13 protein-coding genes are annotated in these 11,944 nt (G+C 69.4%); 12 read left to right on the top strand and 1 reads right to left on the bottom strand.

Translation table 11 applies throughout. The features are described from left to right. Positions 1-18: 18 nt before the first annotated feature. From KSO97_RS10790 to KSO97_RS10745, 10 genes are all read left to right on the top strand, one after another. Positions 19-672 carry a metalloregulator ArsR/SmtB family transcription factor gene (locus KSO97_RS10790; protein WP_232678713.1) on the top strand — a complete coding sequence of 218 codons (654 nt, stop codon included), beginning with the start codon at positions 19-21 and terminating at the stop codon, positions 670-672. A gap of 31 nt (positions 673-703) precedes the next feature. Then, positions 704-2,122 (top strand): Fe-S cluster assembly protein SufB, encoded by a 1,419-nt coding sequence (sufB, locus tag KSO97_RS10785; RefSeq protein ID WP_308188286.1) that lies wholly within the window; start codon positions 704-706, stop codon positions 2,120-2,122. After that, on the top strand, positions 2,122-3,303 hold the full coding sequence (gene sufD / locus KSO97_RS10780; protein ID WP_232678712.1) for a Fe-S cluster assembly protein SufD: 1,182 nt from the start codon (positions 2,122-2,124) through the stop codon (positions 3,301-3,303). The genes sufB and sufD overlap by 1 nt, the downstream gene beginning before the upstream one ends. A 3-nt stretch (positions 3,304-3,306) precedes the next feature. Beyond that, positions 3,307-3,666: a non-heme iron oxygenase ferredoxin subunit gene (locus KSO97_RS10775; RefSeq protein ID WP_232678711.1), complete on the top strand. Its 360-nt coding sequence runs from the start codon at positions 3,307-3,309 to the stop codon at positions 3,664-3,666. Further along, positions 3,663-4,421, top strand: a complete 759-nt coding sequence (gene sufC / locus KSO97_RS10770; RefSeq protein WP_232678710.1) for a Fe-S cluster assembly ATPase SufC — start codon at positions 3,663-3,665, stop codon at positions 4,419-4,421. The genes KSO97_RS10775 and sufC overlap by 4 nt, the downstream gene beginning before the upstream one ends. A 124-nt stretch (positions 4,422-4,545) precedes the next feature. Beyond that, positions 4,546-5,814 carry a SufS family cysteine desulfurase gene (locus KSO97_RS10765; RefSeq protein ID WP_232678847.1) on the top strand — a complete coding sequence of 423 codons (1,269 nt, stop codon included), beginning with the start codon at positions 4,546-4,548 and terminating at the stop codon, positions 5,812-5,814. A 2-nt stretch (positions 5,815-5,816) separates the two neighbouring features. Continuing rightward, positions 5,817-6,272, top strand: a complete 456-nt coding sequence (gene sufU / locus KSO97_RS10760; RefSeq protein ID WP_232678709.1) for a Fe-S cluster assembly sulfur transfer protein SufU — start codon at positions 5,817-5,819, stop codon at positions 6,270-6,272. 1 nt (position 6,273) lies between these two features. Beyond that, positions 6,274-6,678, top strand: coding sequence for a metal-sulfur cluster assembly factor (locus tag KSO97_RS10755; protein WP_269782326.1), 405 nt, complete (start codon positions 6,274-6,276; stop codon positions 6,676-6,678). A 43-nt stretch (positions 6,679-6,721) separates the two neighbouring features. Continuing rightward, positions 6,722-7,345 (top strand): acVLRF1 family peptidyl-tRNA hydrolase, encoded by a 624-nt coding sequence (locus KSO97_RS10750; RefSeq protein WP_232678707.1) that lies wholly within the window; start codon positions 6,722-6,724, stop codon positions 7,343-7,345. A gap of 10 nt (positions 7,346-7,355) precedes the next feature. Beyond that, on the top strand, positions 7,356-8,264 hold the full coding sequence (locus tag KSO97_RS10745; protein ID WP_232678705.1) for a phosphotransferase: 909 nt from the start codon (positions 7,356-7,358) through the stop codon (positions 8,262-8,264). Positions 8,265-8,367: 103 nt separating this feature from the next. On the opposite strand, the gene KSO97_RS10740 is transcribed toward KSO97_RS10745, so the two are convergent. Next, the gene (locus KSO97_RS10740) at positions 8,368-9,291 is read right to left on the bottom strand and encodes a neutral zinc metallopeptidase (protein ID WP_232678703.1); all 924 of its coding nucleotides are present in this window, start codon (positions 9,289-9,291) and stop codon (positions 8,368-8,370) included. 21 nt (positions 9,292-9,312) lie between these two features. Here KSO97_RS10740 and KSO97_RS10735 point away from each other — a divergent pair, with 21 nt between their 5' ends. Next, positions 9,313-10,911, top strand: coding sequence for an ABC-F family ATP-binding cassette domain-containing protein (locus tag KSO97_RS10735; protein ID WP_232678701.1), 1,599 nt, complete (start codon positions 9,313-9,315; stop codon positions 10,909-10,911). A gap of 164 nt (positions 10,912-11,075) precedes the next feature. After that, on the top strand, positions 11,076-11,900 hold the full coding sequence (locus tag KSO97_RS10730) for an enoyl-CoA hydratase/isomerase family protein (protein ID WP_232678699.1): 825 nt from the start codon (positions 11,076-11,078) through the stop codon (positions 11,898-11,900). Positions 11,901-11,944 lie beyond the last annotated feature (44 nt).

The following is an 11,944-nucleotide window of genomic DNA, read 5'->3' as shown; positions in this document are numbered from 1 at the left end:
GTGGAATTCTCCCGGTCTGTGACGACAGGCACCGACGAGTCGACGCGCCAGCGCGTCGCTCGGTCGATCCTGGTCAACGGGCCGTCCACCGCCGCCGTGCTCGCCGAGCAGCTCGACCTGACGCCGGCAGCCGTGCGGCGCCACCTCGACCAGCTCGTCGAGGACGGACACGTCGAGTCGCGCGAGCCGCGCCAGACGGCGGGTCGTGGCCGGGGCCGCCCGGCCAAGGAGTTCGCGCTCACCAGCGCCGGCCGTGACGGCTTCGACCAGCAGTACGACGACCTCGCGGTCCAGGCTCTTCGATTCGTCGCAGAGACCGGCGGCGAGGAGGCCGTGCGTGAGTTCGCCCGCCGTCGGATGAGCTTCGTCGAGGAGCGCTTCGAGGGTGCCCAGGCCGAGCATCCCGAGCTCGGTGCGGCCGAGGTGCTGGCGAAGGTCTTCACCGACGAGGGCTATGCGGCCGCCGTTCGGGAGTCGCCCGTCGGCGAGCAGCTGTGCCAGCAGCACTGCCCGGTCTCGCACGTCGCGCACGAGTTCCCCCAGCTCTGCGAAGAGGAGACGGCGGCGATCAGCCGGGTCCTCGATCGACACGTGCAACGTCTCGCCACGATCGCGCACGGCGACGGGGTGTGCACCACGTGCATCCCCGTCCCCACCAGTCCCAGCATCTGAATCCAGCGTCTACCAAGGAAGGGGTCATGTCGTGACCTCGATCGAAGAGCTCAACCCTGAACTGCAGGGGATCGGCCGCTACGACTTCGGCTGGGCCGACGCCGACGTCGCCGGCGCCGACGCCAAGCGCGGTCTGAACGAGGACGTCGTCCGCGACATCTCGGCGAAGAAGAGCGAGCCGCAGTGGATGCTCGACCTGCGCCTGAAGGGCCTGAAGCTCTTCGGCAAGAAGCCCATGCCGACGTGGGGTTCGGACCTCTCGGGCATCGACTTCGACAACATCAAGTACTTCGTGCGCTCCTCGGAGAAGCAGGCCACCTCGTGGGAGGACCTGCCCGAGGACATCAAGAACACCTACGACAAGCTCGGCATCCCCGAGGCGGAGAAGCAGCGCCTGGTCGCCGGCGTCGCCGCCCAGTACGAGTCCGAGGTCGTCTACCACTCCATCCGGGAGGACCTCGAGGCCCAGGGCGTGCTCTTCCTCGACACCGACACGGCCCTGAAGGAGCAGCCTGAGCTGTTCCAGGAGTACTTCGGCACCGTCATCCCGGTCGGCGACAACAAGTTCGCCGCGCTCAACACCGCGGTCTGGTCGGGTGGCTCGTTCATCTACGTGCCCAAGGGGGTCCACGTCGACATCCCGCTCCAGGCCTACTTCCGGATCAACACCGAGAACATGGGTCAGTTCGAGCGGACGCTGATCATCGTCGACGAGGGCGCCTACGTGCACTACGTCGAGGGCTGCACCGCGCCGATCTACTCCTCGGACTCGCTGCACTCCGCCGTCGTGGAGATCATCGTGAAGAAGGGCGGCCGCTGCCGCTACACGACCATCCAGAACTGGTCGAACAACGTCTACAACCTCGTCACCAAGCGCGCGGTGTGCGAGGCCGGGGCGACGATGGAGTGGGTCGACGGCAACATCGGTTCCAAGGTCACCATGAAGTACCCCGCCGTCTACCTGATGGGGGAGCACGCCAAGGGCGAGACGCTCTCCATCGCGTTCGCCGGCGAGGGGCAGCACCAGGACGCCGGCGCCAAGATGGTGCACGCCGCCCCGCACACCTCGTCCTCGATCCTGAGCAAGTCCGTCGCGCGCGGAGGCGGTCGCACGTCCTACCGTGGCCTGATCCAGGTCAACGAGGGTGCGCACGGCTCGAAGTCGAACGTGCTCTGCGACGCCCTCCTGGTCGACCAGATCAGCCGCTCCGACACCTACCCCTACGTCGACATCCGCGAGGACGACGTGTCCATGGGCCACGAGGCGAGCGTCTCGAAGGTCTCCGACGACCAGCTCTTCTACCTGATGTCGCGCGGCATGGAGCAGGACGAGGCGATGGCGATGATCGTGCGCGGCTTCGTCGAGCCGATCGCCAAGGAGCTGCCCATGGAGTACGCGCTCGAGCTCAACCGCCTCATCGAACTGCAGATGGAAGGAGCCGTCGGCTGATGGCCACCCTCGTGACCGAGGCTCTCGAGACGGTCCGCAACGACCACGTCGAGAGCCACCTCCACACCACGCCGACCTTCGACCTCGCGGCGCACCCGACGCCGTCAGGCCGCGAGGAGATCTGGCGCTTCACCCCGCTGCGCCGTCTCGGCAGCCTGCTCGACGACGTCGCGCCCGGCGGCCGCATCGAGCTGCAGGCCGACGTCCCCGCTGGCGTGGCGTGGTCGACGGTGACCGCCGACGAGGCCGCGGCCCTCGGCGGCATCGCACCGCTGGACCGCCTCGGCGCCCTGGCTGCGCTGCATGCGCCTCAGGTGGGCGTGCTCGACATCCCCGCCGACACCGAGCTGACCGAGTTGATCCGCGTCCGGGCGATCGGTGCCGGAACGGCCGACGCGGTCGCCGAGCACACCGTCATCCGGGTCGGGAGGCACGCCTCGGCGCGGCTCCTGCTCGAGAACTCCGGCTCCGCGCACTACAACGAGTTCGTCCAGGTGATCGTCGAGGACGGCGCCCGCGTCGATCTCGTCACCATCAACGACTGGGCCGACGACGCCGTCCACACCGGTCAGACCAACATCTTGGTCGGCCGCGACGCCGAGGTGCGCCACTTCGAGGTCACCATCGGTGGCGACGTCGTGCGGACCTCCACGAACGTGGCCTACTCCGGCACCGGCGGCGCGTTCGAGGGCTTCGGTCTCTACTTCGCCGACGCGGGGCAGCACATCGAGCACCGACTGTTCGTCGACCACAACCAGCCCAAGACCTCCAGCAACGTCGTCTACAAGGGCGCGCTGCAGGGCGAGAGGGCGCACACGGTCTGGATCGGCAACATCCTGATCCGCAAGGTCGCCGAGGGCATCGAGACCTACGAGGAGAACCGCAACCTCATCCTCTCCGACGGGGCGCAGGCCGACTCGGTGCCGAACCTGGAGATCGAGACCGGCGAGATCGCCGGCGCTGGTCACGCCTCGGCCACCGCCCGCTTCGACGACGAGCAGCTGTTCTACCTGCGTTCGCGCGGCATCTCCGAGAAGGAGGCCCAGCGCCTGGTCGTGCACGGCTTCTTCGACGACCTGATCCGCCGGATCGGCATCGCCGAGGTCGAGGACAAGCTGCGCGTCACCGTCGAGGCCGAACTGGCCAAGAACGTGCTGCGCGAGCCCGGCCCGGGTGCCTGACCCGTGGCCTTCGAGTTCGCCTGCGCTGTCGACGACGTGCCCACCGACGAGGCCCTCGGGGTCACGATCGGTCGCTACGCCGTCGCCATCGCCCGCGACGGCGACGAGATGTTCGCCGTCCAGGACCTCTGCAGCCACGCAGCCGTCGCCCTCAGCGAGGGCGAGGTCGAGACCGTCGGCGGCCGCTGCACCGTGGAGTGCTGGCTGCACGGCTCCAAGTTCGACCTGCGTACCGGCGCGCCGACCGGCCTGCCGGCCACCGAGCCCGTCGCGACCTTCCGCACCGAGGTCCGCGACACCCCCGATGGTGCCGCCGTCTTCGTCGACACCACCACCACCCTGAACGGAGTAGTTCCCGCATGAGCAAGCTGGAGATCAAGGACCTGCAGGTGCAGGTCGCCACCGAGGACGGCCCCAAGCAGATCCTCAAGGGGGTCACGCTGACGATCGCCGACGGCGAGACCCACGCGATCATGGGCCCGAACGGCTCGGGTAAGTCGACGCTGGCGTACTCGGTCGCCGGCCACCCCAAGTACGAGGTCACCGGCGGCTCGGTCCTCCTCGACGGCGAGGAGGTGCTGGAGATGTCGGTCGACGAGCGTGCCCGCGCCGGTCTCTTCCTGGCCATGCAGTACCCGGTCGAGGTGCCCGGCGTCTCGGTCGCGAACTTCCTGCGCACCGCCAAGACCGCCATCGACGGCGAGGCTCCCAAGCTCCGCACGTGGGTCAAGGACGTCAACAAGGCACTCGGCGACCTCAACCTGGACGCCACCTTCTCCCATCGTTCGGTCAACGAGGGCTTCTCCGGTGGCGAGAAGAAGCGTCACGAGATCGCCCAGCTCGAACTGCTCGACCCCAAGGTCGCGATCCTCGACGAGACCGACTCGGGGCTGGACATCGACGCGCTCAAGGTCGTCTCCGAGGGCGTGAACCGCTTCCGCGGGCAGCCGGGCAAGGGCGTCCTGCTCATCACGCACTACACCCGGATCCTGCGCTACATCCAGCCAGACCACGTCCACGTGTTCGTCGACGGCCGGGTCGCGGAGTCCGGTGGTGCCGAGCTCGCCGACGAGCTCGAGGCCAACGGCTACGACAAGTACCTCGTCGCGGCGCGATAAGCGGCACGGGGCGGCGTTGTCGTCGCTCGACGGCCGCTGTGCCTCCCGGGCCGCCTTCGCTCCTCCGCCTTGCCCCGCACCACTTCTCGCACCGCTACGCATCTTTCTGAAGGGAGCCCCGGTGATCCAGGGTCTCTTGCCTGACCTCGCGGTGGTCCGCAAGGACTTCCCGATCCTCGAGCGCACCCTCGCGGGCGGTGTCCCGCTGGTCTACCTCGACAGCGCCAACACCTCGCAGAAGCCGCAGGTCGTGATCGACGCGATGGTCGACCACCTCGAGCGGCACAACGCCAACATCGCCCGCGCCATGCACCAGCTGGGCGCGGAGTCGACGGCAGCGTTCGAGGAGGCCCGCGACAAGGTGGCGGCCTTCATCGGGGCACCGAGTCGCGACGAGGTGATCTTCACGAAGAACGCCTCCGAGGCGCTGAACCTGGTCGCCAACGTGCTCACCTGGGCTGAGGGGTCGTTGCGTCCCGGGCCGGGTGATCGCGTGGTGATCACCGAGATGGAGCACCACTCCAACATCGTGCCGTGGCAGCTGCTCACGCAGCGCACGGGCGCGGAGCTCGCCTGGTTCGGCCTCACCGACGAGGGCCACCTCGATCTCTCGCGCGTCGACGAGCTGATCGACGAGCGCACGAAGGTCGTCGCGTTCACGTGGGTCTCGAACATGCTCGGCACGATCAACCCGGTGGCGGAGCTGACCCGCCGGGCGCACGAGATCGGCGCGATCGTGGTCGTCGACGCCTCGCAGGCAGCGCCACAGCTTCCCATCGACCTCGCAGCGATGCCGGAGGCGGAGCGGCCCGACGTGGTGGTCTTCACCGGACACAAGGTCGTGGGCCCGACCGGCATCGGCGTGCTGTGGGGTCGGGGCGACCTGCTCTCCCAGCTGCCGCCGTTCCTCGGTGGCGGGGAGATGATCGAGACGGTGCGGATGGAGCGCTCCACCTACGCTGGCATCCCGCACCGCTTCGAGGCCGGCACGCCGCCGATCGTGGAGGCGGTCGGCCTGGGCGCTGCGGTGGAGTACCTCGCCGCGGTCGGACTCGAGGACATCCGTCGCCACGAGCACGCGATCACCGAGTACGCGTTGGAGGGCCTGGCGAGTGTGCCGGGACTGCACGTGATCGGACCGAAGGTGGCCGAGGAGCGCGGAGGGGCGATCTCCTTCGAGCTCGACGGAGTGCACCCCCACGACATCGCGCAGGTGCTGGACTCGCGCGGGGTCGCCGTCCGGGCCGGACACCACTGCGCCAAGCCGGCCCACGCCAGGTTCGGCGTGCAGAGTTCGACGCGGATGTCGTCCTACCTGTACACGACGCCTGCGGAGATCGACGCACTCATCGACGCGCTGAACTACACCCGCAGCTACTTCAAGGTGGGCTGAGCATGAGCGATCTCGACAGCCTGTACCAGGACGTGATCCTGGATCACGCCAAGCGCAAGTTGAACGCCGGCCTGCGTGAGCCGTTCGAGGCCGAGGTGCACCATGTGAACCCGACCTGCGGCGACGAGGTGACGCTGCGCGTCCACCTCGACGGCGAAGGGCCGGACGCGACCGTCGCCGACATCTCCTACGACGCGCTGGGCTGCTCCATCTCCACGTCGGCGGCCTCGGTGATGACCGACCTGCTCATCGGTCGGACGCTGTCCGAGGCCGACACCGTCGTGCAGGAGTTCCTGGCGATGATGCGCGGCAAGGGCCAGTACGAGCCCGACGAAGACGTGCTGGAGGACGCCGTGGCCTTCCAGGGCACCGCGCGTCTCTCCGCCCGCGTGAAGTGCGCCCTACTGTCCTGGATGGCCTACCAGGACGCCGTGACCCGAGCCCAGGAGGATTCCTGACATGACCGCCGACCCCAGCACCGACAGCGCCGTCGACCACGGCGACCTCCCCGACGTCCCCGAGGCGAGCGGTGCGCCCGCGCCGGCGTCCAGTGGCGCGGTGACCGTCGAGGACGTCACCGAGGCGATGAAGGACGTCGTCGACCCCGAACTCGGCATCAACGTCGTCGATCTCGGTCTGGTCTACGACGTCCACATCGACGAGAGCACCAACGTCGTGCTCGACATGACGTTGACCTCCGCGGCCTGCCCGCTCACCGACGTCATCCAGGATCAGACCAACGCCGCTCTGGAGGGCATGGTCAACGACGTGGCGATCAACTGGGTCTGGATGCCGCCGTGGGGTCCGGACAAGATCACCGAGGACGGCCGCGAGCAGTTGCGCGCTCTCGGCTTCAACGTCTGAGCGTCGGCCCGCGTCGACCGTCTGACTCGCTGAGCGCAGTCCGATGCCTGTCGTCCTCGTGCCGGCTCATCGGTGGGAGCGTTGGCTCGCCAACTTCGCCGAGCGGCACGACGCCACCGTGGTGGCCTCGGTCGACGGCGGGCTGCACGGCGTGAGCGGCGACGGCTCGCGCTTCACCGCGGCCCTGCCGTTCGACCGGACCTACGAGGGCGACGTCGCACGGTTCGCCGATGCCGCGGCTCCGCCGGGGGACTGGGGCGTACTGCTGGTGCGCAAGGGTGGATTCGCGGTCGCCCTGATGCACGGTGGCGAGATGATCGGTTCGAAAGTCGGTCAGCGTCACGTCCAGGGGCGCACCAAGGCAGGCGGGCAGTCGCAGCAACGCTTCGCCCGGCGCCGTGACAACCAGGCCCGTCAGGCATTCGAGGCGGCCGCCGACCACGCCGTCCGTGTGTTGGGCGACCTCCGCGGCCCGCTCGTGACGGGCGGAGATCACGACGCGGTCGAGGAGACACTGAGCGATCCGCGCCTGACGACGGCGAGTGCGGCGCGCGTCGCGCGGTGGCTGCCCGTGCCGGATCCACGACGCGGCGTGCTCGAGCAGGCGATCCGCGACTCCTGCGCGATCAGTGTGGATGTGCACGACACACAGCGCGACATCGGCTAACTTTCGGGCCATGTGGCAGCCCGAGGACGGCTGGCATCCGCTCCCGGGCGGGACCGGGCCGTCGACCATCGGAGTGTGGCGCGCCGCGAGCGGGGACCGTGCGATCGTCGTGAAGCGGCTGGCACGACCCGATCCCGGCGACCCCGCCGAGTTCAGCGATCCGCGTCATGCGGCGTACTGGCGGCGTGAGGCCGACGTCCTCGAGACCGGCATCGTGGCGCGTACTCGGGGCCTGCGCGGGCTGGCCGCGGCGGTGGAGGAGGACGCCGCGGGCATGACGATCACCCGCGAATGGGTCGAGGACGCCGCGCAGAGCGGTCTCTTCGTGGCGCATGCGCTCGGTCGATTCGCGGGCAGCGACCTCGCCCGCACCGCGTTCCTGGCCCACGACGTCCTCCGTCAGCGGCTCGCTCGCACCGACCGCCTCGCAGGTGGGTGGCCGACCTTGGCGCGTACGACGGTCGCCGACGTCGCCGAGCACCTGTGGAGGCTGCGCAGCACGATGCTGGACCTGCTCGACGGTCTTCCGCAGGTGCCGCAGCACGGCGACCCGAGCCTGTCGAACGTGCCCGGCCGCGACGGTGACGACGGCATCGCGATCGACTGGGCGACGGTGGGCATCGGACCGGTCGGTGGCGACCTCGGGTTCCTCTCGCTCACGGCCCGCGAGGAGTTCGAGCCGTTGCTCGACTCCTACCTGATCGGCCTCCCCGAGGGGCTCGCTGCGCGCGACGACGTCCTGCTGGGCGCGCGGATCACCGGTGTCTACACGGCGATGAGCCGTGCCGAGTGGGCACTGGCTCGGGTGGCGGGAGGGGAGGGCGCACTCGCAGGCAAGTACCGCCACCCCGCGGTGGCACCTCACCTGCTCGCGCTCCAGCGTCAGTTCGCCAACATCGAGGCGTTGCTCGGCTGGTAGCGACCCCGGTGGTGGGGGTCTCGACAGGCTGGACCACCGGGCCGGTCGGTTATCGAGCTTGTCGAGATGCGGTGGGGTCTCGACAAGCTCGACCACCGAGCGGTCAGACCTCGCGAGCGCCGAACGTGTCGCAGGCCTGAAGCGTCCCGCGGGTGTAGCCGGTCATGAACCACTCCTGGCGCTGAGCCGAGGAGCCGTGGGTCCAGACCTCCTGGTCCACGTCGCCGCCGGATCGGCGCTGGATGTAGTCGTCGCCGACCGTCTTCGCGGCGTCGATGGCGGTGTCGATGTCGCGCTGGCTCAGCTCGAGGAGGAGCACGTTGCCTTGGGCGTCCTCGGTCTGCGTCGCATGCTGGGCCCACATCCCCGCGAAGCAGTCGGCCTGCAGTTCCAGTCGCACGCCGGTGCTCTGGGGGCCGGTGTCGCCGCGGACCCTGCCCAGGTTGCCGAGCAGGTTCGAGAGGTGGTGTCCGTACTCGTGCGCGAGCACGTACGGCTCGACGAAGGCACCACGGGGCCCGCGCAGCTGCCCCGCCAGCACGTCGTCGAAGAAGGAGTCGTCGAGGTAGATCGACTCGTCGGACGGGCAGTAGAACGGCCCGACGTCGGACGTCGCTCCGCCGCACCCGGTTCGGATGCCGCCGGTGAACGTGACGATCTGCTCGGCCGGTCGGAAGTCGCGCCCCAGCTCGTCGGCCCAGAAGTCCCGCAGCGAGTTCTCCACCGCCACTCGCGCGCAGTCGGCACTCTCGTTGGCGTCCGCTCCCGTCTCGCAGTCGCTGTAGCGGCCCGTGTCGCTGAAGCGGCCGGCGTCCAGACCGGTGCCGAACGATCCGCCGAGGCCCCCGCCGCCGTTCATCTGCACCAGCAGGATCACGACCGCGACGACCACGCCGATCACGCTGCCGCCACCGGCGAGACCACCGGGAATCGGGATCCGGCCCCCGCCCCCTCCACGACCACCGCCGCCACGGCCGGCGTCCTTGACGCGGCTGGAGTCGAGCCGGGCCTTCGGGTTGAACCGCATGCTGCGAGAATAGGCCTCGCCATGATCACCGCCCATCAGCTCGAAGTCCGTGTGGGCGCTCGCCTCCTCATGGAGAACGTGTCTTTCCGTATCGGCCCCGGCGACAAGGTCGGTCTCGTCGGCCGCAACGGCGCCGGCAAGACGACCCTGACCAAGGTCCTGTCCGGCGATTCCCAGCCGGCCGCCGGCCAGGTGACGCGGTCCGGCGAGATCGGCTACCTGCCGCAGGACCCGCGTGTCGGCGATCCGTCGGTGCTCGCGCGCGAGCGCATCCTGTCCGCCCGCCACCTCGACGACGTCGTCCGCCGTCTGCGCGAGGCCGAGGAGCAGATGGGCAGCGACGACGCCAACGTCCGCGAGCGCGCGATGAAGCGCTACGCGCGGGCCGACGACGAGATGCACGCGGCCGGGGGATACGCCGCGGAGTCCGAGGCGGCGACCATCGCCGCCAGTCTCGGCATCGAGGAGCGTCTGCTCGGCCAGCCGCTCTCGACGCTGTCGGGTGGTCAACGCCGCCGCGTCGAGCTGGCGCGGATCCTCTTCTCCGACGCCGAGGTGTTGATCCTCGACGAGCCGACCAACCACCTCGACGCCGACTCGATCGTGTGGCTGCGCGACTTCCTCAAGTCGCACAGCGGCGGCTTCGTCGTGATCAGCCACGACACCGGTCTGCTGGAGCAGACGGTGAACCGCGTGCTGCACCTCGACGCGAACCGCGCCGTCATCGACGCCTACAGCATGGGGTGGAAGCAGTACCTCGTGCAGCGAGAGACTGATGAGAAGCGTCGCAAGCGCGAACGCATGAACGCCGAGAACAAGGCCAAGACCCTCACCGACCAGGCCAACAAGATGCGGGCCAAGGCCACCAAGGCCCAGGCCGCGCAGTCGATGCTCAAGCGTGCCGAGAAGCTGATGGCCGGCGTGGAGGCCGAGCGTCAGTCCGACAAGGTCGCGGCGATCAAGTTCCCCTCGCCCGCACCGTGCGGCAAGACGCCGCTCACGGCGGCGGAGCTCTCGAAGTCGTATGGGTCGTTGGAGATCTTCACCGACGTCAACCTGGCGATCGACCGTGGCTCACGCGTCGTGATCCTGGGCCTCAACGGCGCAGGGAAGACGACCTTGCTGCGCATCCTGGGCGGTGTCGACGACGCCGACACCGGTCGCGTCGTACCCGGGCATGGCCTCAAGCTCGGCTACTACGCCCAGGAGCACGAGACGCTGGACACCTCGCGCAGCGTGCTGGAGAACATGCAGAGCGCTGCGCCCGAGCTCACCGACACCGAGGCACGCTCGGTGCTCGGCTCGTTCCTCTTCTCCGGCGACGACGTCGCCAAGCCCGCCGGCGTGCTCTCGGGTGGGGAGAAGACGCGGTTGGCGCTGGCGTCGCTGGTCGTCTCGAGCGCGAACGTCCTGTTGCTGGACGAGCCGACGAACAACCTCGACCCCGCCTCGCGGGAGGAGGTGCTCGGTGCGATCCGTCAGTACGAGGGCGCGATCGTGCTCGTCACCCACGACGAGGGCGCGGTCCACGCGCTGCAGCCCGACCGGGTGCTGATCCTCCCCGACGGCGTCGAGGACCTCTGGAACGACGAGTACGCCGATCTCGTCTCCCTCGCCTGATCGCTCATCACGGTGGTCGAGGAGGTCGCTCAGCGACCGTCTCGAGACCGGGTGAGGCGGGCGTATGCCTTGGCCGGTCGCGGTTTCGTGACGCGCCGCTCGTTCCTCGCGGGGCTCCCCAACCACCGTGGGGTGGTGCGGCGGGCTCACTAGACTCACCGGCCATGACGACGTCGGAGATTCCTGCCGCTTCACCGCTGACCACCGAGGAGCTCGACGCCGCCGGCCTCCGGCTCGAGGTGGCCGGCCCGGTCGCGACGGTGACACTGGACCGTCCTGACTCCCGCAACTCCCAGACGCCCCTGATGTGGCGCACCCTGGCTCGCATCGGTGCCTCGCTCGCCGACGACGTGCGCGTCGTGGTGGTGACCGGAGAGGGGCCGTCGTTCTCCGCAGGACTCGACCGTCGCGTCCTCGACCCCACGGCCTCGGCGGGGCAGGAGTCCGTGGCGGACCTGATGACGCTCAGCGACGACGAGGCGTCGGCCGCCATCGACGCCTACCAGCAGGGCTTCACCTGGCTGCGCGACCCGCGCTTCGTCTCGATCGCCGCTGTGCGCGGCTACGCCGTCGGTGCGGGCTTCCAACTGGCGCTCTCGTGCGACCTGATCCTCGCCGCAGACGACGCCCGGTTCTGCATGAAGGAGTCGGCTCTCGGCTTGGTGCCGGACCTGACGGGAACAAAGCCGTTGGTCGAGCGGGTTGGCTACAGCAGGGCACTGGAGATCTGCGTCAGCGCGCGGATGGTTCCGGCCGCCGAGGCCGCCGCGCTCGGCATCGCGACTCGTGCAGTGCCCGGCGACCAACTCGACGACGCGCTCGCCGAGCTGGTCGCGACCATGACCGCGCCACTCCCCGGAGCGGTCTCGGAGACCAAGCGCGTACTGCAGGGAGCGATCGCACATGACCTGGACACGCAGCGCCGCATTGAGCGCGAGGCCCAGGTGCGCCGGTTCCGCGAGCTCGTCGCTCTGCTCGCGGGCTCCTGACGGCGTGCGCGCGGCGCCTACGCACTTCTGGTCGCCCCTGGCGG

The sequence above is a fragment of the Nocardioides sp. R-C-SC26 genome, from assembly GCF_021246465.1.
In the GTDB taxonomy this organism is placed as follows: domain Bacteria; phylum Actinomycetota; class Actinomycetes; order Propionibacteriales; family Nocardioidaceae; genus Nocardioides.
The sequence above is the reverse complement of the archived record's forward strand: the minus strand, read 5'-3'. Positions and strand labels throughout refer to the sequence as shown.